This window comes from Bradyrhizobium sp. 190 (genome assembly GCF_023073415.1).
Classification (GTDB): Bacteria; Pseudomonadota; Alphaproteobacteria; order Rhizobiales; family Xanthobacteraceae; genus Bradyrhizobium.
On sequence record NZ_JADPJL010000068.1, the window covers coordinates 203,087 to 224,400 of the forward strand.

At 63.7% G+C, this 21,314-nt stretch carries 19 protein-coding genes; 10 read left to right on the plus strand and 9 right to left on the minus strand.

Features of this window, described 5'->3' with window-relative positions; all coding sequences use genetic code 11:
- Positions 1 to 57 precede the first annotated feature (57 nt).
- The 3 genes from IVB22_RS36045 to cobS all read right to left on the minus strand — a co-directional run bounded on the left by IVB22_RS36045 (position 58) and on the right by cobS (position 4,188).
- The gene (locus IVB22_RS36045; protein ID WP_247521886.1) at positions 58 to 1,128 is read right to left on the minus strand and encodes an esterase-like activity of phytase family protein; all 1,071 of its coding nucleotides are present in this window, start codon (positions 1,126 to 1,128) and stop codon (positions 58 to 60) included.
- Between the two features lie 4 nt (positions 1,129 to 1,132).
- Complete coding sequence (gene cobT / locus IVB22_RS36050) at positions 1,133 to 3,034, minus strand: cobaltochelatase subunit CobT (protein ID WP_247521887.1); 1,902 nt, start codon at positions 3,032 to 3,034, stop codon at positions 1,133 to 1,135.
- Between the two features lie 155 nt (positions 3,035 to 3,189).
- On the minus strand, positions 3,190 to 4,188 hold the full coding sequence (cobS, locus tag IVB22_RS36055; RefSeq protein ID WP_247521888.1) for a cobaltochelatase subunit CobS: 999 nt from the start codon (positions 4,186 to 4,188) through the stop codon (positions 3,190 to 3,192).
- 302 nt (positions 4,189 to 4,490) lie between these two features.
- Between cobS and IVB22_RS36060 the strand changes: the two genes are divergently transcribed.
- Positions 4,491 to 5,150: a DedA family protein gene (locus tag IVB22_RS36060; protein WP_247521889.1), complete on the plus strand. Its 660-nt coding sequence runs from the start codon at positions 4,491 to 4,493 to the stop codon at positions 5,148 to 5,150.
- Here the strand turns inward: IVB22_RS36060 and IVB22_RS36065 are convergent.
- The gene (locus IVB22_RS36065) at positions 5,108 to 6,325 is read right to left on the minus strand and encodes a citrate synthase family protein (RefSeq protein WP_247521890.1); all 1,218 of its coding nucleotides are present in this window, start codon (positions 6,323 to 6,325) and stop codon (positions 5,108 to 5,110) included. The two genes, IVB22_RS36060 and IVB22_RS36065, sit on opposite strands and share 43 nt — an antisense overlap.
- 73 nt (positions 6,326 to 6,398) lie before the next feature.
- On the opposite strand from IVB22_RS36065, the gene IVB22_RS36070 reads away from it, so the two are divergent.
- Positions 6,399 to 7,490, plus strand: coding sequence for a citrate synthase/methylcitrate synthase (locus IVB22_RS36070; RefSeq protein WP_247521891.1), 1,092 nt, complete (start codon positions 6,399 to 6,401; stop codon positions 7,488 to 7,490).
- A gap of 150 nt (positions 7,491 to 7,640) precedes the next feature.
- On the opposite strand, the gene IVB22_RS36075 is transcribed toward IVB22_RS36070, so the two are convergent.
- Complete coding sequence (locus IVB22_RS36075) at positions 7,641 to 8,288, minus strand: J domain-containing protein (protein ID WP_214488917.1); 648 nt, start codon at positions 8,286 to 8,288, stop codon at positions 7,641 to 7,643.
- Between the two features lie 110 nt (positions 8,289 to 8,398).
- Between IVB22_RS36075 and IVB22_RS36080 the strand changes: the two genes are divergently transcribed.
- The 3 genes from IVB22_RS36080 (at position 8,399) to IVB22_RS36090 (ending at position 9,818) form a co-directional block, all read left to right on the plus strand.
- The gene (locus IVB22_RS36080) at positions 8,399 to 8,677 is read left to right on the plus strand and encodes a BolA family transcriptional regulator (RefSeq protein WP_247521892.1); all 279 of its coding nucleotides are present in this window, start codon (positions 8,399 to 8,401) and stop codon (positions 8,675 to 8,677) included.
- A gap of 35 nt (positions 8,678 to 8,712) precedes the next feature.
- Positions 8,713 to 9,228, plus strand: a complete 516-nt coding sequence (locus tag IVB22_RS36085; RefSeq protein ID WP_247521893.1) for an AAA family ATPase — start codon at positions 8,713 to 8,715, stop codon at positions 9,226 to 9,228.
- A 149-nt stretch (positions 9,229 to 9,377) separates the two neighbouring features.
- The gene (locus tag IVB22_RS36090) at positions 9,378 to 9,818 is read left to right on the plus strand and encodes a hypothetical protein (protein WP_247521894.1); all 441 of its coding nucleotides are present in this window, start codon (positions 9,378 to 9,380) and stop codon (positions 9,816 to 9,818) included.
- An 18-nt stretch (positions 9,819 to 9,836) separates the two neighbouring features.
- Here the strand turns inward: IVB22_RS36090 and IVB22_RS36095 are convergent, their stop codons facing one another.
- From IVB22_RS36095 to IVB22_RS36105, 3 genes are all read right to left on the minus strand, one after another.
- Positions 9,837 to 11,189 carry a hemolysin family protein gene (locus tag IVB22_RS36095; protein ID WP_247521895.1) on the minus strand — a complete coding sequence of 451 codons (1,353 nt, stop codon included), beginning with the start codon at positions 11,187 to 11,189 and terminating at the stop codon, positions 9,837 to 9,839.
- 70 nt (positions 11,190 to 11,259) lie between these two features.
- On the minus strand, positions 11,260 to 12,402 hold the full coding sequence (gene aroB, locus IVB22_RS36100) for a 3-dehydroquinate synthase (protein WP_247521896.1): 1,143 nt from the start codon (positions 12,400 to 12,402) through the stop codon (positions 11,260 to 11,262).
- Positions 12,399 to 13,031: a shikimate kinase gene (locus tag IVB22_RS36105; protein WP_247521897.1), complete on the minus strand. Its 633-nt coding sequence runs from the start codon at positions 13,029 to 13,031 to the stop codon at positions 12,399 to 12,401. The genes aroB and IVB22_RS36105 overlap by 4 nt, the downstream gene beginning before the upstream one ends.
- 143 nt (positions 13,032 to 13,174) lie before the next feature.
- Here IVB22_RS36105 and IVB22_RS36110 point away from each other — a divergent pair, with 143 nt between their 5' ends.
- The 5 genes from IVB22_RS36110 (at position 13,175) to IVB22_RS36130 (ending at position 18,186) form a co-directional block, all read left to right on the plus strand.
- Positions 13,175 to 13,321, plus strand: coding sequence for a histidine kinase (locus tag IVB22_RS36110; protein ID WP_247521898.1), 147 nt, complete (start codon positions 13,175 to 13,177; stop codon positions 13,319 to 13,321).
- 70 nt (positions 13,322 to 13,391) lie between these two features.
- Positions 13,392 to 14,354, plus strand: coding sequence for a site-specific tyrosine recombinase XerD (gene xerD, locus IVB22_RS36115; RefSeq protein ID WP_247521899.1), 963 nt, complete (start codon positions 13,392 to 13,394; stop codon positions 14,352 to 14,354).
- Positions 14,355 to 14,649: 295 nt separating this feature from the next.
- Complete coding sequence (locus tag IVB22_RS36120) at positions 14,650 to 15,612, plus strand: acetyl-CoA carboxylase carboxyltransferase subunit alpha (protein WP_247521900.1); 963 nt, start codon at positions 14,650 to 14,652, stop codon at positions 15,610 to 15,612.
- Between the two features lie 287 nt (positions 15,613 to 15,899).
- Positions 15,900 to 17,375 carry a murein L,D-transpeptidase family protein gene (locus tag IVB22_RS36125; protein ID WP_247521901.1) on the plus strand — a complete coding sequence of 492 codons (1,476 nt, stop codon included), beginning with the start codon at positions 15,900 to 15,902 and terminating at the stop codon, positions 17,373 to 17,375.
- Between the two features lie 475 nt (positions 17,376 to 17,850).
- Entirely contained in the window at positions 17,851 to 18,186 is a 336-nt protein-coding gene (locus IVB22_RS36130; RefSeq protein ID WP_247521902.1) for a GYD domain-containing protein, read from the plus strand.
- Between the two features lie 117 nt (positions 18,187 to 18,303).
- On the opposite strand, the gene secA is transcribed toward IVB22_RS36130, so the two are convergent.
- Complete coding sequence (secA, locus tag IVB22_RS36135; RefSeq protein ID WP_247521903.1) at positions 18,304 to 21,138, minus strand: preprotein translocase subunit SecA; 2,835 nt, start codon at positions 21,136 to 21,138, stop codon at positions 18,304 to 18,306.
- Positions 21,139 to 21,314 lie beyond the last annotated feature (176 nt).

Consider the following 21,314-nt stretch of genomic DNA (forward strand, 5'->3'; position numbering starts at 1 on the left):
CCCGCTCCGGCCGCAACCCTGCCGGGCGATTCATCGCTGCCCGCGCCGCCGGCAACGTCACTCCACGAGCGCGAATTGCAGCAGCAGATTGCGCTGGATCATCGAGAAATTGTCGTCGGAGACCAGCGTCAGCACCGTGTCGCCCTCCGGCGTGACGTGAACGTCGATGCCTTCCATGTTGTCGATCTCGTGGCCGAGATCGGCCTCGAAGATCGAGGGGCCGTCGATGACAGCGCCGGGGGCAATGGAGGCAAGTGCGATGCGGCGGATGCGAATGCCGATCCCGCCGAGCCAGGAGAATTTGCGCTCCAGCAGCAGCAGCCCGCCGGACGGCAGCAGCACCGCGTCGCTGACATCGAAATTGTCGGTACGGCGGATGCTGAACAGCCCCAGCGTCTTGCCGCCGATCAGGAAGCCTGTGATGTTGCCCTGGGCGTCGAGCCCGCGTTCCGAGATCGCGATCAGCGTTCCCGCCAGCGGCAAGCCCTTCGGCACCACGACAAGCGCCTCGATGCCCTTGTTGTAGGGCAGTTTGCGCACGCCCAGCGGCAACTGAATCAATTCGCCATGCGCGCGCGTAAATCCTTTGGCGAAGTCGAACCGCAGTATCTGATGGACGCGTTCGAGGCCGACATAGACCAGCGAGCCGTCGAGCGCGAGCGCCTCGGTGTCGTACCAGCCGCGCGAGGTGATCGGCTTGCCATCAGGACCGAGCATCGGCGAGGCCTCGACATCGTCGAGCCCGGTCATCTCGCGGCCCTTGTAGACAATGCGCCCCGTGAACCAGCCGCCCTTGTCGCTAATCGCGATGAAGCGCTCGCCCTTTGCATCAAGGCGGAGACCCGACAATCCGCCGAAGCCGCGAAACCGCGAAGTCAGGATGAGCCCGCTGCGGTATTCAAGCTCGCCAAACCGCAGACGCGACCGGTCGCGGGTGTCGAACGAGGGCAGCGGCCGGGCGTTGACCTCGATCGAGACCGGCGCGGTGACCGAGAATTCGTCGGGAACGGTCTGCTTCGGGGGCCGCTGAACGGCGGTCTGCGTCAGCGCCACCCCCGGCACGGCCGCCACCGAAAGCCCCGCCGCTGCATATTTCAAAAGGCGGCGGCGGCCTATGAGCGGGCGCATGCTCTCACGAATGCAGGCGGCGCGGCCGGTGGTGACCCGAGACGGGCGCGGCGCCGTGGGTCTCGCTGAACAGTTCGGCGAGCTTTTCGGTGATGGCGCCGCCGAGCTCCTCGGCATCGACGATGGTGACGGCACGGCGGTAATAGCGCGTAACGTCGTGACCGATGCCAATCGCAATCAGTTCGACCGGTGAGCGGGTCTCGATCTCCTCGATGATGTGGCGCAGATGCCGCTCGAGGTAATTGCCGGGATTGACCGACAGCGTGGAATCGTCGACCGGCGCGCCGTCCGAAATCATCATCAGGATCTTGCGCTGCTCGGCCCGGCCGAGCAGCCGCTTGTGCGCCCAGTCCAGCGCTTCGCCGTCGATGTTTTCCTTCAACAGGCCCTCGCGCATCATCAGGCCAAGATTCTTGCGCGAGCGCCGCCAGGGCGCATCGGCCGATTTGTAGATGATGTGGCGCAAATCGTTCAGCCGGCCTGGATTGGCCGGCTTGCCGGCGGCCAGCCACGCCTCGCGCGACTGCCCGCCCTTCCACGCGCGCGTCGTGAAGCCCAGAATCTCTACCTTGACGCCGCAGCGCTCCAGCGTGCGTGCGAGAATATCGGCGCAGGTCGCAGCCACCGTGATCGGGCGGCCGCGCATCGAGCCAGAATTGTCCAAGAGCAGCGTCACCACGGTGTCGCGGAAGGTCGCCTCCTTCTCATGCATGAAGGACAGCGGATGATAGGGGTCGGTGACCACGCGCGACAACCGGGCGGGATCGAGGATGCCTTCCTCGAGATCGAACTCCCAGGCGCGGTTCTGCTGCGCCATCAGGCGGCGCTGCAGCCGGTTCGCGAGCCGCGCCACGATGCCCTGCAGATGCGCGAGCTGCTTGTCGAGATAGGAGCGCAACCGTTCCAGCTCGTCATGGTCGCAGAGATCTTCCGCGGCGATCACCTCGTCGAACTTCGGCGCGAACGCGTGATATTCCGGCCCGCGCGGCTCGTTGGCGCCGCGCGTATTCGGCCGCGTCGCCTCGCCCGGCGTCTCGTCGTCGCCGAGTTCGCCGTCGTCGAAGGTGTCGCTGGTAGAGGCCTGCGCGCTTTCCATCGCGCTCTCAGACATTTCGTCGGTGGAAGCCTGCGCCTGGTCGGCGCTCATTTCCTGCGCGGAGTCGGAATCGGGCGAGCCCTCGGCGCCGGACTGATCGTTCTCGCCGTCCTGATTCTCGTCGTTCTCGTCGTCATCGGCGTCCGCATCGCGTTCGTCGCCAAGGTCGAGGGCCGACAGCAAATCGTGCACGAGGTCGCCGAACTTGGCCTGGTCTTCGGTGACACGGCTGAGCTTGTCGAGCCGGGTTCCGATCTTGTCTTCCAGCACCGGCCGCCAGAGGTCGACCATCTTCTTGGCCGCCGTGGGCGGGGCGAGGCCTGTCAGCCGTTCGCGCACCAGCATCGCCAGCGCATCCGACAGCGGCGCATCGGCGCGGTCGGTGATCTCGTCGTATTTGCCGCGATGAAAATGATCGTCGAGCATCGCGGTGAGATTCTTCGCAACACCCGACATCCGGCGCGATCCGATCGCCTCGACGCGGGCCTGCTCCACCGCCTCGAACACGCCGCGCGCCTGCGGATTTCCCGGCATCAGCTTGCGGTGCACCTTGGGATCGTGACAGGCGAGCTTCAGCGCGATCGAGTCGGAGTGGCCGCGCACGATCGCCGCATCGCGCTTGGTCATCTTGCGGGCAGGCTCCGGCAACCGCGCCTTGCCCGGCGCGAGACCGGGGCGCTCGGCCGCAAATGTCACTTCCAGTTCCGGCGCCTTTGCGATCGCGCGCAGGCACGAGGTCACCGCGCGCTTGAACGGCTCGGTCGGCGCTTCCTTGGATCCGGTACGGAATTTGGAGTTGGATGTCGTCATTGCCACCTCACCGCCGTCGTCCCTGCGAACGCAGGGACCCATAACCACCGGCGATTATTGTTCTGCCGATCTCTAGCACCATCATCCTACCGAAACGCCGCGGCGTATGGGTCCCCGCGCCCCGTGCGCAATTGCACACTAGGCGGGGACGACGACTACGAGAGCGCCACGTTCACCGAACTCTCGGGCAGCTCCGCATTGAAGCAACGCTGGTAGAATTCGGCCACCAGCGGCCGCTCCAGTTCGTCGCACTTGTTGAGGAAGGTGACGCGGAACGCAAAGCCGATATCGCTGAAGATATCGGCGTTCTCGGCCCAGGTGATCACCGTGCGCGGGCTCATCACCGTCGACAAATCGCCATTGGCAAACGCGTTACGGGTCAGGTCGGCGAGCCGCACCATCTTGTTGACGATGTCGCGGCCTTCCTGCGTGCGGTAGTGCTTCGCCTTGGCGAGCACGATCTCGACTTCCTCGTCATGCGCAAGGTAGTTCAGCGTGGTGACGATCGACCAGCGGTCCATCTGGCCCTGGTTGATCTGCTGGGTGCCGTGATAGAGGCCCGACGTATCGCCGAGGCCCACCGTGTTGGCGGTCGAGAACAGGCGGAACGACGGGTGCGGCTTGATCACCTTGTTCTGGTCCAAGAGCGTCAGGCGGCCGGAAACTTCCAGCACGCGCTGGATCACGAACATCACGTCGGGGCGGCCGGCGTCATATTCGTCGAACACCAGCGCGATATTGTGCTGCAGCGCCCAGGGCAGGATGCCGTCGCGGAATTCGGTGACCTGCTTGCCGTCCCGGACCACGATCGAGTCCTTGCCGACGAGGTCGATACGGCTGATGTGGCTGTCGAGGTTGACGCGCACGCAAGGCCAGTTCAGCCGTGCTGCGACCTGCTCGATATGGGTCGATTTGCCGGTGCCGTGATAGCCGGTGACCATGACGCGGCGGTTCTTGGCAAAACCGGCGAGGATGGCGAGCGTAGTAGCACGGTCGAAGCGGTAATCCGAATCGACTTCCGGCACATGCGGGTCGACTTCGGAATAGGCCGGCACTTCGAGATCGCTGTCGATACCGAAAACCTGCCGGACCGACACCTTCATGTCGGGCAAACCGGCGGGCTCCGAAACTTTGCTCATGGCGGCGGTCGTCATCAATCCTCCGAGGTCCCGGGCGTTTCCCGAAACCAGATCTGTTGAATGGCTGCGGATGGGGGCTACTACGAACCTAGCAGAGAGCAAGGGCCGGCAGAAGCCCGCGGCGCAATCAAAGTTCCGTTGCTATATCATTGAGATAGGTCGTGTATCAGGTTTTTGGAGGGCTGCCCTGCGAATCACGCCGCACTTTTGCCGCCCAGGCCGCCCCTGCCGGGCTTAAAACCGGAGGCTGGCCGGCACTTTCGACCCCTGCCCGGGCCTGGTAGCTCTGGTTCAGGCGCCCCTGGGACAGCAAGATTGTGACTTCATTCCTCGATCCCGTGATTGCATTCGTTTCGGCCCATCCGTGGGCGGCCTATCTGACGCTATTTCTCGCGGCCCTGCTGGAGGCGATCCCGGTCGTGGGAGCGCTTGTGCCGGGCTCGACCATCATCCTTGCCCTGAGCGCGCTCGTGCCCGGTGGCGAATTGAACCTGTGGGGGGTGCTGGCGGCAGCCGTTGCCGGCGCCCTGCTTGGCGACGGCTCGGCGTTCTGGGCCGGCCATCGTTCGCAGCGCGAAATCCTTGGTGCTTGGCCGATGTCCGGATATCCCGGCGTCATGGCACAGAGCGAGGCGTTCTTCATCCGCTGGGGCACGCTGGCGGTTTTCTTCGCCCGCTTCGTGCCGCCGATCCACGCCTTCGTTCCGATCACGGCGGGTGCGCTCGGGATGCGGCCGATCCGGTTCTACGGCGTCAACATTGCAGCGGTCCTTGCATGGGCTTTAGCGCACGTGCTGCCGGGCGTGTTCGCGGTCTCGGCGCTGCATCACTATGCCGGTTTTCCGCATCACGAGCACATCGGCAAGCATCTCTGGATTCTGGCTGTATTTGCCGCGGCCATCATCGCGCTCGGCGTTTGGACGCTGCGCCGCCGTCAGGCCCGGACGGGGCTGCGCCCGGGCGCCGGACCGACATAGCGGGCACGGGGCCGGATCAGCCGGCCATGCCGCAATTGTTCGCAGGCATGCGCGATCCACCCCACCGTGCGCGCCATGGAAAACAGCACGAGTTCATGGCCGGGCGGCAGGCCGAGCGTGTGCACGAGGACCGCAAGCGCATAGTCGATATTGACGAACTCGCCGGTCGCCTCCGCGATGCGCTCGGGAATTTCGTGGGTGAGTTTGCGATCCGCGCCGGAGCGCGCCAGCGCTTCCAATAGGGCCCGCGCGCGGGGATCGCCATGCTTGTAGACACCATGACCAAAGCCCGCGAAGCGTTCGCCAAGCGCGACGCGCTCGCGGATGACGGGGGCGACCTCGCCATTGGCAAGCGTCTTCAGAAGCTGAGCCGCGAGCACGCCCGCGCCGCCATGCTTGGGGCCCTTGAGCGCGACGAGCCCGGCGATGATCGCATCGTAGAGGTTTAGCCCGGTCGAGGCCGCGCAGCGCACGGTGAAGGTCGACGCGTTCAGTTCATGATCCGCCAGCAGCACGAGCGCGCGGCGGATCAAATCGGCGGCGTGCTTGTTATCAGGCGCCCAGACCCGCGCGATCTGCAGATGAAGCGGCTTTGCCGAGGATTTGGCATTCAGCATGGTCGCGACCACGAGCCGCATGATGCGGCCGCCAAGCATCGCGCGGCCTTCAGGGGCACGGGTGAACGCCCGCGGGTCGGCGCTGGCCGCCAGCGCCAGCACGGCGATCGTGCGATCGATCGCACTGGCCCCCCGCGCGGCCTCGGCGACGGCACGCATTTCGTCCGACACGACGGGGCAGTTGTCCTGTTCGAACGGATCGGCGCCGGTGACATCCCATAGCAGCGTCGCGGCATGTTCGAGCGTGTCGCGCTCGGCGAGGTCGACGCAATTGACGCCGCGGTAGATCGGCCCGTCCTCGGTGATGGTCGCGACCGCTGAATCCATCACAGGCAGGTCGGCGTCGAAACTGCGCATACCGCGTGGCTCAGGCGCCGGCGTGCGCCGTTCCTTCAGCGTGCGGACGTCCTCGGCCCGGTAGCGGTGGCTGCGCGAATCCTGCGACGGCTCCGAGCGGATCAGGCCGCGGCTGACATAGGCGTAGAGCGTCGCTTGCGAGATCGCGAGTTCGGCGGAGGCCTCGCGGGCCGAAAGGTAAAGGCCGGCGGATTTTTTCATATTGATTTACATAATCAAGATTGATCAATCTGTCGAGAGGCCCGACCTTTGAAGGCGACAAAGGAGAGCCCTTATGAATATGCAGCTTTCAAAGACCCCAATCGGCCTGGACGGGATTCCCGCCGCCGAAACCGTGCTCAGCCATGTCGATGGCGAGCGCGGCGAACTGATCATCGCCGGCGAGCGGGTCGGCGACCTCGCCCGCAAGACCGGTTTTGAGGGCGTGACCGCCCGGCTATGGAGCGGCGGAACCGGCCAGCCGGTCGGCGAAGCCGCGGTACGCGCCGCCCTTGGTGCAGGGCGCGAACGCGCCTTAGCCCGACTGCCGGATCTGCTCGGCATCACGCGCGGTCTATCGATCGTCGACGGATTTCGCGCGACAGTCGCGGGGCTGCGCGCGGAAGCCGGCCTTGCGCATGAAGCCACGATCGTCGGCGCGTTTCCGGTCATCGCCGGTGCCCTGGTCCAGCGCGTGAAGGGCAATGACCCCGTTGCACCCGATCCAACTGCGAGCCATGCCGCCGACACGCTGTCGATGATGCTCGGCCGCAAGCCCAATGCACGCGAGGTGGCGGCGCTGGACGCCTATCTCGTCACGGTGTGCGACCACGGCATGAACGCGTCGACCTTCACGACGCGCGTGGTGGCCTCGACGCAGGCGGATTTGTTCGCAGCCGTCACCGCCGGCTATTGCGCGCTGACAGGGCCGCTGCATGGCGGCGCACCGGAGCCGGTGCTGGAAATGCTGGACGCAATCGGCTCAACCGAGCGCATCAAGCCTTGGGTCGACAGCGCGCTGGCCCGCGGCGAGCGGCTGATGGGATTCGGGCACCGCATCTATCGCGTCCGCGATCCACGCGCCGATGTGCTGAAGGACGCGATCGAGCGGCTTGCCGGTGAGGACACCGATCTGCCGTTCGCGGGCGAGGTCGAGGCCTATATCCGTAGCGCGTTGCGGATAAAGAATCCGGACCGCCCGCTCGACACCAATGTGGAGTTCTTCACCGCGATCCTGCTCGACGCGCTGAAAATCCCGCGGCAGGCGTTTACGCCGATCTTCGCCGTGGCACGCGCCGCCGGCTGGACCGCACACGCCCGCGAGCAGCAGCGCGGCGGGCGGCTGATCCGGCCGAGTTCGGCTTATATTGGGCCGATGCCGGGGTGAGCGTCACAATCACCGCTGTCGTCCCTGCGAAAGCAGGGACCCATAACCACAGGCCTTTGTTGGTGAGCGAAAGCCGTCGAGCAGCGGAATAAAATCGAGAAGCCGCGGCGTATGGGTCCCTGCTTTCGCAGGGACGACGCGAGACTGTTGCTACGCGCCGCGCACCACGGTCTTCAGATAATTATACGCCTTGATGATCTCGATCAGGCGGTCCTCGGTGGAGCGGTCGCCGCCGTTGGCGTCGGGATGGTGCTGCTTGACCAGCGCCTTGTACTTCGCTTTGACGTCCTCGAGGGTGGCTTCGGCGGTGAGGCCCATCACCTGCAGCGCCTTGCGCTCGGCGTTCATCACCTTCCGGGTTTCGGCCTTGGCCTCGGCGCCCGGTCCGGGCCGCCAGCGTCCGCGGCCGTTGAGCTCGGAGAACATGCTGAAGGGATCTGCGGCACCGTCAAAATCCTCAGCGGCCTGCTTGCCCTTCTTGCCGGCCGTGTTGGCACCCATCTTCCAGGTCGGCCGATGGCCGGTCAGCGCATCCTTCTGGTAACGCGCGACGGCGTCGGCATTCATGCCCTGGAAGAAATTGTAGTTCTGATTGTATTCGCGGACGTGATTGAGACAGAAGTGAAAGTACTCCCGCGAATTCTCCCGGCCCTTGGGCGCGCGGTGCGGGCCCTTGTTCTGGCAGCCCGCCCATTCGCACATGGCGGCTTCCTCGCGCGCCTGCGCCTGCTGCTTCGCGCTCAGCTTGTTGGGCTTGATGCGAATGGAATCGAAGAATTTGGATGAATCAATTGCCATGACTGACTTTGACTACGCAATGCCCGAGGCTTCAAGTCTTGACATTGCTAATACCTCTGTTCGGATGCGCCATTGACGAAAAGCCGACAACAGAATTATCTGCCGCCATCATGAGCACCAGGGACGCTATCATAAACAAGTTGCGTGAAGCTTTCTTGCCGGAAAGCCTCGACGTTACGGACGAATCTCATCTGCATGAGGGCCATGCGGGCCACCGGCCGGGCGGCGAGACGCATTTCAGGGTCTATATCGTATCTCCGGCCTTCGAAGGGAAGAGCCGGATCGAGCGCCACCGCATGGTAAATGCGGCGCTTGAAGCGGAACTCAGGGGCTCGGTCCATGCGCTCGCCATCAAGGCGCAGGCGCCGGGAGAAACCGCCGGCCGGTAATTTGGCAAACCTGCCCGCAAGAATATGAGCGTCCGATGCTGCCGCAAAAGCTCGTAATTTTGGCAGGGCTCCCGGGTTCCGGGAAGAGCACGCTGGCAGAAGGGCTTTCGCGCCATTTCTCGCTGCCGCTGTTCTCGGTCGATCCGATCGAGGCGGCGATGTGGCGCGGCGGCCTGCCCCGGGATCAAACGGGGATCGCCGCCTATGCCATCGCACAAACCCTGGCCGAGGAGCACCTGCGGCTGGGGCATTCCGTCGTGATCGACGCCGTCAATCCGGTCGAGGCCCCCCGCGCCGCATGGCGAAACCTCGCCGCAAGATATCGCGCGGACCTCGCGATCATCGAATGCGTTTGCGTGGATGAGGCGACGCATCGCCGGCGTATCGAAGCGCGAATGCGCGCCATCGAGGGGATGACCGAGATCACATGGGCCGAGGTCGAGAAACGACGCAGCGGTTATGAAGCCTGGACCGATGCAAGGCTGGCGCTGGATACGTCGGCGCACCCACCCGAACGGTTGCTCGCGGAAGCCATCGTCTATCTGGCATGAGGTGGTCCGCCAGCTTCCTGTGAAGATCGGCAGAGACGGTAGAACCGTTTTTGCAACTGTGAGACAATCGCCAAAGCGATGGATGAGGTTCCGTTCGGTGGCGGGGTCGGACTGACCCCGAGGCCATCGCAGGTCGATGGGGTCGTCCGATGCAATATTGGGCACGCTTCCGATGGGCCGCCGTAGCGCTGCTGGTTGCGGCCTCCCCAACCAGGGCGCACGCGCTGGACATGCCGAGCCCCTTTGTCCAGGAAGTCCTGGTCAAGAGCATTCTGGTAACGCTCAACGACGCGGTGGCATCGGATAATTTCACGGTCCTCCACGCCAAGATTTCAAAGCCGTTCCGCGATCAGTTTCCGCCCGACAAGCTGCGGGCCGTCTTCAAGGACCTGGTCGAGAAGCACGCCGTGTTCGACGCGATCGTCGCAAGCCCGCTCGTTCCCGACGAGGAAGCCAAGATCGACGAGAAGGGCGTGTTACGCCTCAAGGGCCGTTTCGACACCGCGCCCAAGAAGGTGAAGTACCAGCTCGGTTTCATTGCCTCCGACGGCCAGTGGAAACTCAGCGGCATCACCATCGATATCGAATAGCGGTGCCAGTGCGGACGCTCAGAACGCGGTCCCTGCCCGCTTCGGTTTCGGATCCTCGCCGTCGGCTTCGCGCGGCAGCGGCGCGATCTTCAGCGCGGTGATGCGGTTGCGCTCGCGGCGAAGCACGCGGAAGCGGAAACCGTGGAAGGTAAAACTCTGGCCGCGCTCGGGGATCGAACGCGCCTCGTGAATCACGAGCCCGGCGACGGTCGTCGCCTCTTCGTCGGGCAGATGCCAGTTCATGGCGCGGTTGAGTTCGCGGATCGGCACCGAACCGTCGACCACCACGGAGCCGTCGGGCTGGGCGCGGACGCCGGCCACCACAACGTCGTGCTCGTCGGAAATGTCGCCGACGATCTCTTCCAGAACGTCTTCCAGCGTCACCATCCCCTCAACTTCTCCATACTCGTCGACGACGAGCGCGAAATGGGTCTTGCGGCGGCGGAACGCCTTGAGCTGTTCGGACAAAGGCCGCATCTCCGGCACGAACCACGGCGGCAGCATGATGGCCGAAACATCGATGTGCGAGGTATCGCCTTCGGAAGCCCGGATCGCGCGTAGCAGATCCTTGGCGTGCAGTACGCCGATGATGTTCTCCGGCTTGTCGCGCCACAACGGGATGCGGGTGTATTCGGTGGCCAGCACCTCGCGCACCAGTTCGTCCGGCGGCAGGTCGGCATTGATCATCACCATCGCTGTGCGATGGACCATGACGTCGGACACGGCGAGGTCGCCAAAGCGGAAGACATTTTGAAGGTATTCAGCCTCACCGCTTTCGATCCCGCCGTGCACGGCCGATTCCTCCACCAGCCCTTCGATCTCGGAATCGGTGAGAATTTCGTGCTGCGAGGATTCCTGCACGCCGAGCAGGCGCAAAATTCCGCGTGACGCGCTGTTGAGGAGCCAGTTCAGCGGCCAGAAAACCAGATACGACAGATAGAGCGGATAAGCGATCCATTGCGAGACCGGCATCGGCTCCCGGATCGCGAGCGTCTTCGGCACCTGCTCGCCGATCACGATATGCAGCGAGGAGAACACCAGGAACCCGGCGAGGAAGGACACGAAGTGCAACGTGGCTTCCGACATTCCGAGCGGGATGAGCACCGGCTCGAGCAGCGCCGAAACGGTCGGTTCGCCGACCCAGCCGAGGCCGAGCGAGGCCATGGTGATGCCGAGTTGGCAGCACGCGAGATAGGCCTCGATGTTGCCCATCATGCCTTGCAGCAGGCGTGCGCCGAACCGGTCCTGCTCGACCATCGCCCTGATGCGAAACCCGCGGCTCTTCACCAGCGCAAACTCGGCGGCCACGTAGAACGCGTTGGCGGCGAGAAGAAGAAATGCAAGCAGCAGATTGAACGCAGTCGAACTCATGATTGCCTCGCGGCGTCGGCCTCGGCCGTGCGCGACCTATTGCCCACAATGCACCCGGACAATCCCGTTCTCATCCCGACAGCTTCTGTTGCAGGAAGGCGCGAACCAGAGCGGGCTCGACGTCGTTTGCGACCACCGCGCGGCCGATCGCCTGCAGCAGAATGAACGTCAGCTTGCCGCGCTTGACCTTCTTGTCCTGCGCCATCAGCGCCATCAGGGCGTCGGCGTCCGCCAGCCCCTCCTGGGCGAAGCCCGCGATATGCTGCAAATGGGTCGGCAGGCCGACGGAGGCAAGATGGCGTTCGACGCGGGCGGCATCGGCCTCGGAGATCATGCCGAGCTCGGCGGAAAACTCCGCCGCCAGCACCATGCCGACGGAGACGCCTTCGCCGTGGAACAGGCGATCGGAAAAGCCGGTCGCAGCCTCCAGCGCATGGCCGAACGTGTGGCCGAGATTGAGCAACGCGCGCTCGCCGTTCTCGCGCTCGTCGCGGGATACGATCGCGGCCTTGGCGCGGCAGGCGGTCGCAATCGCGTGCTCGCGCGCCGTGCCGCCGGAGAAGATGTCGGCATGGTTGGCTTCGAGCCAGGTGAAAAAGGCTTCGTCGCCGAGCACGCCATATTTGGCGACTTCGGCGTAGCCGGCGCGGAACTGGCGCGGCGACAGCGTGTCGAGCACCGAGGTATCGGCGATCACCAGAACCGGCTGATGAAACGCGCCGAGCAGGTTCTTTCCCTGCGGCGAGTTGATGCCGGTCTTGCCGCCGACGGAAGAATCCACCTGCGCCAGAAGCGAGGTCGGCACCTGCACGAAATCGACGCCGCGGCGCAGGATCGCCGCTGCAAAGCCGGCGAGATCGCCGACCACGCCGCCGCCGAGCGCGATCACCAGATCGTTGCGTTCGATCTTCGCCGCGATCAACGCCTCAGAGACCTTTTCGAGACCGGAATAGGTCTTCGACACTTCGCCTTCCTCGACGATGACGCGTGAGGTCGCAATGCCGGCCTCGGTAAGCGAACGCTCGGTTTGATCCAGCCAGTGCTTTGCCACGGTGCGGTCGGTGACGATGGCGGTCCGCACGCCGGGGCGTAACGCGGCGACACGTGCGCCGAGCGACGCCAGCACGCCGCGGCCGATGACGATGTCATAGGCGCGGTCGCCGAGGGCAACGTCGACCGTGATATCGGCGGAATGTTTCAGTGGCGCAGTCATGGCGTAACGCTGATCCCGTCGGTTGTCGGCTGGGCAGAAGGGCTGCCTACGCACAGCCGGGCGCGCAGGGCATCGATACATTCGTCGACGATGCGGTCGTGCGGCACGTCGCGCGAACCTATCGTCAGGTCGGCGGTCCGGTAGACCGGTTCGCGCGCTTCGAGCAGACGGCTGACGGTCGCCATCGGATCCTCGGTCTGCAGCAGCGGCCGGTCGGCGCGGCGCTTGACGCGCTTCATGATGATTTCGACATCCGCCTTGAGCCAGATCGAGACCGCCTTGTCGCGGATGCGGTTGCGGGTCTCCTCCCGCATGAAGGCGCCGCCGCCGGTGGCGATCACGGCCGGCCCGCCATCGAGCAGCCGCGCGATCACCCGCGCCTCGCCGTCCCGGAAATGTGGCTCGCCATGGGCTTCGAAAATGTCCGGGATCGACATCCCGGCCGCGGCCTCGATCTCGATATCGGCGTCGAGAAACGGCAGGTGCAGCCGGGCCGCCAGCCGCCGCCCGATGGTGGATTTGCCGGCGCCCATCATGCCGACCAGCACGACCGAACGCCTTCCCAGCGCCGACGTGATGTCGGCCTCCTGGGTGGGGCTCGTTTGTGCCGGTGCGGCGGTCTCGGACATCAAAAACCCTGCGGTTTTGCGCGACTTGCTCCGCGCTGCGACACCTATACTACCCCCATTGACGCCCCCGCCAGAGACTCTTGCCACGGGGATAGGAACATGTTGGATGATTTCATTGGTTAATTCGCCGCCCTGAGCCCCCTATGCCCAGTTTGTTCCGCTTTCTGACGGTCGTCGGCATCATCGCCGGGGTGATCTATGGCGTGATTTTTTCGCTGGCGAACTTCGTCACGCCGAAGCCCCGGGAAATGACGGTCACCATCCCCGCAGACAAGTTCCTCAAGAAATAGCCGCTATCGTCTGATTTGTGAGAGGCGAACTCGGGGAGAGAGGCATCTCCATTGCGAGATGTCGGGTGCAATGCGTTCCAGCAAGACGGCCAAAGACGAGACACTGATCAACCTGTTCCTCGACATGCTCGCGGCGGAACAGGGTGCGGGCGACAACACGCTCGATGCCTATCGCCGCGACCTCACGGATTTTTCCGAATTTCTCGGCCGCAAGGGACAAAACTTTGCCGGCGCCGGGACGGATGAGCTGCGCGACTACCTCGCCGACCTCGACACCCGCGGCTTCAAATCCTCCAGCGTGGCGCGCCGGCTGTCGGCGATGCGGCATCTGTTCCGCTTTCTCCTGAACGAGCGCATCCGCAGCGACGATCCGGCGGCGATCCTGTCAGGCCCGAAACGCGGCCGAGGCTTGCCGAAGGTGCTGTCGATCCCGGACGTCGACCGCATGCTGACGCGGGCCAAGGAATTGACGCTAGGCCAGAACGTTTCGCCGCAGCAGCGGCTGCGCGCGATACGGCTGTATTGCCTTCTGGAAGTGCTTTACGCCACCGGCTTGCGCGTCTCGGAGCTGGTGGCGCTGCCGCTGTCGGCCTCGCGGCGCGACGCCCGCATGATCGTGGTGCGCGGCAAGGGCAACAAGGAACGGCTGGTGCCGCTCAACGAAGCGTCGCGGCAGGCGATGGCCGACTATCTCGCCGCGATGGAAGCGCTCAAGCCCGAGAAGAAGAAAGACGCCGCAAGCTCAAAATGGCTGTTTCCCTCCTTCGGCGAGAGCGGCCATCTGACGCGGCAGCATTTTGCCCGCGACCTGAAGGAACTGGCGGCGGCATCGGGCCTCGCGCCGCGGCTGGTCTCGCCGCACGTGCTTCGCCACGCCTTTGCCAGCCACCTGCTGCACAACGGCGCCGACCTGCGCATCGTGCAGACGCTGCTCGGCCATACCGACATCTCGACCACGCAGATCTACACCCACGTGGTCGAGGAGCGGCTGAAAAGCCTGGTGCGCGACCTGCATCCGCTGGCGGAGAAGTAAGGCGGCGTAGACAGCGTAGCCCGGATGAAGCGCAAGCGAAATCCGGGGTCTTCCCGCGAGCAGCCGTCCCGGATTGCGCTCCGCTCCATCCGGGCTACCAGAATGCATTGCAGCCTTGACTTCCGCGGCGTCTCCCCCGAAACAGCCGTCTCCCGCCTGCGGCCTTGTTTGGCGCGCTTTCGGCAAACCGGGTCATCCGGACCGAGATGCACGCTAAATCATTGAAGATGCGTGCTTTCCTTAAGCGAATCGAAACCGCTTCGCCTCAAAGCACGTTGTTACCTATATTGTCTCGATGCCGGATCAGATGCGCAGTTATCTCGACTTTGAAAAACCCGTTGCCGAACTAGAGGCCAAGGTCGATGAACTGCGCGCGCTGGCGGCGTCCGGCAGCGACATCGGCGACGAGATCGCGCGCATAGAGGACAAGGCGTCCCAGGCGCTGACCGACCTCTATGCCAATTTGACGCCGTGGCAGAAAACGCTGGTGGCGCGCCATCCGCAGCGCCCGCACTTCAGCGATTTCGTCAACGCGCTGACCACCGAATTCACCCCGATGGCGGGCGACCGCAAATTCGCCGAGGACGAGGCGCTGATGGGCGGCTTCGGCCGTTTTCGGGGCGAGCCTATCTGCGTGATGGGCCAGGAGAAGGGCGCCACCACCGACAGCCGTATCAAGCACAATTTCGGCATGGCGCGGCCCGAAGGCTATCGCAAGGCGGTGCGGCTGATGGAGATGGCCGACCGTTTTGGCATTCCCGTGCTGTCGATCGTCGACTCCGCCGGCGCCTATCCCGGCATCGGCGCCGAGGAGCGCGGCGTGGCGGAAGCGATCGCACGCTCGACCGACACGTGCCTCTCGCTCGGCGTCCCCAATGTCGCGATCATCACCGGCGAGGGCATGTCGGGTGGCGCCATCGCCATCACCACCGCGAACAAGGTGCTGATGTTCGAACACGCGATCTACAGCGTGATCTCGCCGGAAGCGGCCTCCTCGATCCTGTGGCGCGACGGCACCAAGGCCCAGGAAGTCGCCAACGGCATGAAGATCACTGCCCAGGACATGCTGCGATTCGGCGTGATCGACGAGATCCTGAAAGAACCCTCCGGCGGCGCTCATCGCGATTCCGCCGCCATGATCTCGGCCACCGGCGATGCGATCGCCGAGGCCTTCAACGACCTCCGCAATCTGGACGCGGACGGCGTGCGCCGGCAGCGGCGGCAGAAATTTCTCGATATCGGCCGCAAGCTCGGCTGATTGGCCGTTGCCCTCCGCCTTGGATGAGGGGCGGCCGGCCGGCCCGGCCCCATTCGTTAACGCCGCCTTAAAGGCGCTTTATTTCGTCGGATCGCTTGATTCGGCCCTAATTAGGCCCAGAGACGGTCTTTAAACTCTATTGACTATGCCTGCCGTGGAAGCGGCTGACGCATCGCGTTCGGGTTGCGGCGCGGAAGGTCAAAGGGTACTATTTTATGCATTGGCTTCAGGGCATGTTCGCTGTGATTTGGGGTGCGAAAATGCCCGGTGGGTGTGGAGCTTAGCCTTTGATTAACCGTTCGCTGGTTCGCGCGCTCGTCACGTCGGCTGCCCTCGCGGGCGCAGGCGCGCTGTTGGCCAGTTGCAATGGCGGCGACATGTCGCTCGCCAACAACGCCAAGGCCAACCAGCCGGTTCCACCCAAACTGATCGCCGACATGACGGCGAAAGACATGGACCTGCAGTCGCCGATCTTGGTCCGGCTGTTCAAGCAGGAAGCCGAACTGGAAATCTGGAAGCAGGACCGCTCCGGCCGTTTCGCGCTCCTGAAAACCTATCCGATCTGCCGCTGGTCGGGGGATCTCGGACCCAAGGTCCGCGAGGGCGACCGCCAGGCGCCGGAAGGCTTCTATGCGATCTCGCCGGCGCAGATGAACCCGCAATCGGCTTATTATCTTTCCTTCAACACCGGCTATCCGAACGCGTTCGACAAGGCGCTGGGGCGTACCGGCTCGCAACTGATGGTGCATGGCGACTGCTCATCGCGCGGCTGCTACGCGATGACCGACGAGCAGATCGCGGAAATCTATTCACTGGGCCGCGAATCCTTCTTCGGCGGCCAGAAATCGTTCCAGCTGCAGGCCTATCCGTTCAAGATGACGCCGGCCAACATGGCCAAGCACCGCAACAATCCGAACATGCCGTTCTGGAAGATGATCAAGGAAGGCAATGATCATTTCGAGGTGACGAAGCAGGAGCCGAAGGTCGATTTCTGCGAGAAGAAATACGTGTTCGATGCCGCCAAGCCGCCGAACGCCGCGCGTGACCTGGTATTCGATGCTTCGGCGAAGTGCCCGGCCTATGTGATTTCCGACGAGGTCGCCAACGCCGTGCGCGACAAGCAGGCGACCGACCTTGCCGAAACCGCCCGCCTGATTGCAAAGGGAACGCCGGTCGCCCGGACCAACACGGGCATCGACGGCGGTATGCACCGGGTGTTCGCCGCCCGTGTGCCTGAGGCCAGCACCGGTCTTTCGGAACCCGGCGACGGCTCAAGCCTGTCGTTGATGGCACGCGCCCCTGGCACCGTTCCCTCCCACGTCAATCCGCCCAAGGCGCCCTCCGATAATCTGCTGATGGGTACGCCGGAACCACCGAAGCTTGCCGCAGCCCCAGCGCCCACCCCTGCCGCGGCACCGACGCGCGTCGCCAATGCGGCGCCGCCGGCCCAGAATGACGGGTTCTTCTCCAACCTTGCCCGCAAGGTCGGCATCGGCGGCGCGGCTGACGCTACCGCCAGCACGCCGCCTTCGAAGCCGAAGGCACCCGAGGCCAAGCGCAGCGAGCCGCCACGGCCGGAAGCCGCCGCGCCGAAGACTGCGGCGCCGAAGCCTGCTGACACCAAGCATGCCGCTGCCAGCCGTCCGCCGCTGAAACCGTCGGTGGATACCCCGGCCCCCGCCGCCAAGGACAATCTGGTTTCCGGCTCCGCACCGATCGTGTCGACGAACTCATTCGACAGTCGCTTCGGGGCGGTGAAGTAGGCGCGACGCGCCTTCGCGGACTGCAGAACAACAAGAGCCGTCATGTGCCGCGAAAGCGGCATCCGCTATTGGCGAGGGTGAATTTACCGAGACAGCGCGGTGTACTGGTTCATCTGCTTTCGCCGATGATGGCTGATCCGTTGCGCTGCTCAACGACGCGTCTTCATTTCCCCGCTGGGCTTCGCAGCGTCCCAAGCTTTTGAGTGTGTCATCGATGCTTGTCTCAGGCTGGCCTGCTGGTACCAGAGTGCTTCACCGCTGAGGCATGACTTCTTCCGCACGGTGCGAAGTTGATGTAGCCTGAAGACAGGCCGCCAGCGGGCAGTGCCGAAGGCCCGTCGGAGTATCAGCGGCCTCATGCCCACGGCGGGGTTAAAGTCCTTCATCTCCAGGTTTTGGGCCGGCTCGTTTTTCATGTGAGCCGGAAGAGAGGCTGTCGCCTCATCGATCAAACACGCCCCAACAGGAGGACATCATGCATTTTTGTATGACAGCACAATACACGCCAAAATCTCTCAACGCCATTCTGGAAAATCCCAAGACCAATCGCTACGAAGCGGCAAAGAAGCTGGTCGAAGGTGCCGGCGGCAAATTGATTTCGATGTACAGCACTGCTGTAAACGGGCCCGGCGTGCTTGTGATCTTCGATGTACCCGATCCCAACTCGGCACCGGCGATATCAGGCATTGTGGTTGCTACCGGCGCCGTCCACAATGTAAACCTCACTCGGCTGTGGACGCAGGATGAAATTACGCAAGTTCGGCAAAAGGCCGCCCAGCTTCGAGGCTCGTACACACCGCCCGGTGGCTAAAGATTGACGGCAGCTCGTTGAGATCTGTCGGACACGGTCATCAAAACATTGGTGGCAGGCGATGACCTGCCACCAATGCTGTCGCCAAGACGGCGACAAAGTCATTGAAATGATCGCTTAAGCGTACCTGCCGTGGCAGTGCTTGTACTTCTTGCCGCTTCCGCAGGGGCAATCCTCGTTGCGGCCGACTTTGCCCCAGCTTGCGGGGTTTTTCGGATCGCGATCGGCAGCAATGGTCTCGGGCACCAGCGAGGCGTTGGCGAAGGCCATCTCGTCTTCGCCGGTATTCGGATCGAACTTGTGCGCCTCCATCGCCGGCAGCGGTTGCTGCTCTTCCGGCGGCACGATCTCGACGCGCATCAATTGCGCCGTCACCGCCTCGCGCAGATGCGCGGTCATCGCTTCATACAGGCCGAAGGCTTCCGACTTGTATTCCTGTAACGGATCGCGCTGGCCATAGCCGCGCAAGCCGATCACCTGACGCAGATGATCGAGCATGATCAGATGCTCGCGCCAGAGGTGATCCAGCGTCTGCAGCAAAATCGTCTTCTCGACGTAGCGCATCACGTCGGGGCCCCACTGCGCGACCTTGGCCGCCATGTGCTCGTCGACGCGCTGCTCGATCCGCGTCAGCAATTCCTCGTCGGCAATGCCCTCTTCCTTGGCCCATTCGTCGACCGGCAGGTCGACGTCGAGCACGCGCTTCAGTTCTTCCTTGAGGCCCGCGACATCCCACTGTTCGGCATAGGCGTGTTCCGGCACATGCTTGACGACGATGTCGTCGATGAAGTCATGACGCATGTCCGCAACCATTTCGGCCACGCTGTCGCTCTTCATCAACTCGACGCGCTGGTCGAAGATCACCTTGCGCTGGTCGTTCTGGACGTTGTCGAACTTGAGCAGGTTCTTGCGGATGTCGAAGTTGCGGGCTTCGACCTTCTGCTGCGCTTTCTCCAGCGCCTTGTTGATCCAGGGATGAATGATGGCCTCGCCCTCTTTCAGGCCGAGCCGCTGCAGCATGCTGTCGAGCCGGTCGGACCCGAAGATCCGCATCAGATCGTCTTCCAGCGACAGGAAGAATTTTGAGCGGCCGGGGTCACCCTGACGGCCGGAACGGCCGCGCAACTGGTTGTCGATGCGGCGGGATTCATGCCGCTCCGAGCCCATGATGTAGAGCCCACCCGGCTTGCTGATGGTCTTGGCCGGCTTGTTGCCCTTGGCGGGCTCGACCTCGACCACGTCCTCGGCCTTCAGCACGATCTCGCGGAAGCGTTCGATGTCGGCCTTGATCTGCTCGATCTTTTTGGCCTTCTCGGCCTCGTCGGTAATGTTGGCGGTCTCCTGCTGGATCCGCATATCGAGCGAACCGCCGAGCTTGATGTCGGTACCGCGGCCGGCCATGTTGGTGGCGATCGTGATCGCGCCGGGGACGCCGGCCTCGGCGACGATATAGGCTTCCTGTTCGTGGAAGCGCGCGTTCAAGACCGCAAACAGCTTTGCGGGCTTGCCCGCACGCGCCGCGGCGTAGAGCTTCTCCATTCCGGATTCCGAGCCGAAATCGATCTGCTTGTAGCCGTGTTTCTTCAAATAATCGGCCAACACCTCCGACTTTTCGATCGAGGCGGTGCCGACCAGCACGGGCTGCAGCCGCTTGTTGGCGCGTTCAATCTCGGCCAGGATCGCGGCGTATTTCTCATTCTGGGTGCGGTAGACCTCATCGTCCTCGTCGAGACGCGCCACCTGAACGTTGGTCGGGATTTCCACGACCTCGAGCTTGTAGATGTCGAACAGTTCGTCGGCTTCGGTCAGCGCCGTACCGGTCATGCCGGCGAGCTTTTGGTACATCCGGAAATAGTTTTGGAACGTGATCGAGGCCAGCGTCTGGTTTTCCGGCTGGACCTGGACGTGCTCTTTGGCTTCCAGCGCCTGGTGCAAGCCTTCGGAATAGCGGCGGCCCTGCATCATGCGGCCGGTGAACTCGTCGATGATGATCACCTCGCCGTCGCGGACGATGTAATCCTTGTCGCGGTTGAACAGCGTATGCGCGCGCAGGGCCTGGTTGACGTGGTGGACCACGGAGACGTTTTCGACGTCGTAGAGCGATTCGCCCTTGAGCTGGCCGGCATCGCGAAGCAGGTTTTCGAGCTTCTCCATGCCGCCTTCGGTAAGCGTCACCGTGCGCTGCTTCTCGTCGACCTCGTAATCCGTCTTGTCGAGCTTGGGGAAGAAGGTGTCGATGGTGTTGTAGAAATCCGAGCGGTCGTCGAGCGGGCCGGAGATGATCAGCGGCGTGCGCGCCTCGTCGATCAGGATCGAGTCGACTTCGTCGACGATGGCGTAGAAGTGGCTGCGCTGGACCATGTCCTCCAGCCGGTACTTCATGTTGTCGCGCAGGTAGTCGAAACCGTATTCGTTGTTGGTGCCGTAGGTGATGTCGCGCGAATAGGCTTCCTTGCGCTCGGCGTCGTCGAGGCCGTGGACGATCACGCCGACGGTCAGCCCGAGGAAATTATAGATCTGGCCCATCCATTCGCTATCGCGGCGGGCGAGGTAGTCGTTGACGGTGACGACATGAACACCCTTGCTGGCCAGCGCGTTGAGATAGACCGCAAGGGTCGCCACCAGCGTCTTGCCTTCGCCGGTCTTCATCTCGGCGATGTCGCCCTCATGCAGCACCATGCCGCCGATCAGCTGGACGTCAAAATGCCGTTGGCCGAGGGTGCGCTTGGCGGCCTCGCGCACGGTGGCGAAGGCCGGAACCAGGATGTCATCGAGCGTCTTGCCGTCGGCAAGCTGCTGGCGGAATTCAGCGGTGCGGGCCTTCAGCGCCTCGTCGGAAAGCGCGGCGACCTCGGGCTCAAGCGCGTTGATGGCGTTGACGCGGGACTGATATCCCTTCACCCGCCGGTCGTTGGCGGAGCCGAAAAACTTGCGGGCGAGCGCGCCGATCATGCCAATTCCTGCCTTTGCCGTTACTTGCGTTGCGAGCCGTGACGTGGACCACCAAGTTGCCTATCAACTCACCGTGACGCATCGCGGCAAATACCCCGCTCCCGGGGGCCATCCGCCTAATGAGTGGGAATTAAGCAATCCAAGGTTCAACGGCAAAAAACGCAGCAAAATAAGCG

Bases quoted from the DNA above. Each gene is read 5' to 3' on its own strand.
- IVB22_RS36045 (WP_247521886.1), bottom strand. From the start codon at position 1,128: ATGCGCCCGCTCATAGGCCGCCGCCGCCTTTTGAAATATGCAGCGGCG.
- cobT (WP_247521887.1), bottom strand. From the start codon at position 3,034: ATGACGACATCCAACTCCAAATTCCGTACCGGATCCAAGGAAGCGCCG.
- cobS (WP_247521888.1), bottom strand. From the start codon at position 4,188: ATGACGACCGCCGCCATGAGCAAAGTTTCGGAGCCCGCCGGTTTGCCC.
- IVB22_RS36065 (WP_247521890.1), bottom strand. From the start codon at position 6,325: ATGAAAAAATCCGCCGGCCTTTACCTTTCGGCCCGCGAGGCCTCCGCC.
- IVB22_RS36070 (WP_247521891.1), top strand. From the start codon at position 6,399: ATGAATATGCAGCTTTCAAAGACCCCAATCGGCCTGGACGGGATTCCC.
- IVB22_RS36075 (WP_214488917.1), bottom strand. From the start codon at position 8,288: ATGGCAATTGATTCATCCAAATTCTTCGATTCCATTCGCATCAAGCCC.
- IVB22_RS36080 (WP_247521892.1), top strand. From the start codon at position 8,399: ATGAGCACCAGGGACGCTATCATAAACAAGTTGCGTGAAGCTTTCTTG.
- IVB22_RS36085 (WP_247521893.1), top strand. From the start codon at position 8,713: ATGCTGCCGCAAAAGCTCGTAATTTTGGCAGGGCTCCCGGGTTCCGGG.
- IVB22_RS36090 (WP_247521894.1), top strand. From the start codon at position 9,378: ATGCAATATTGGGCACGCTTCCGATGGGCCGCCGTAGCGCTGCTGGTT.
- IVB22_RS36095 (WP_247521895.1), bottom strand. From the start codon at position 11,189: ATGAGTTCGACTGCGTTCAATCTGCTGCTTGCATTTCTTCTTCTCGCC.
- aroB (WP_247521896.1), bottom strand. From the start codon at position 12,402: ATGACTGCGCCACTGAAACATTCCGCCGATATCACGGTCGACGTTGCC.
- IVB22_RS36105 (WP_247521897.1), bottom strand. From the start codon at position 13,031: ATGTCCGAGACCGCCGCACCGGCACAAACGAGCCCCACCCAGGAGGCC.
- IVB22_RS36110 (WP_247521898.1), top strand. From the start codon at position 13,175: ATGCCCAGTTTGTTCCGCTTTCTGACGGTCGTCGGCATCATCGCCGGG.
- xerD (WP_247521899.1), top strand. From the start codon at position 13,392: ATGCGTTCCAGCAAGACGGCCAAAGACGAGACACTGATCAACCTGTTC.
- IVB22_RS36120 (WP_247521900.1), top strand. From the start codon at position 14,650: ATGCCGGATCAGATGCGCAGTTATCTCGACTTTGAAAAACCCGTTGCC.
- IVB22_RS36130 (WP_247521902.1), top strand. From the start codon at position 17,851: ATGCATTTTTGTATGACAGCACAATACACGCCAAAATCTCTCAACGCC.
- secA (WP_247521903.1), bottom strand. From the start codon at position 21,138: ATGATCGGCGCGCTCGCCCGCAAGTTTTTCGGCTCCGCCAACGACCGG.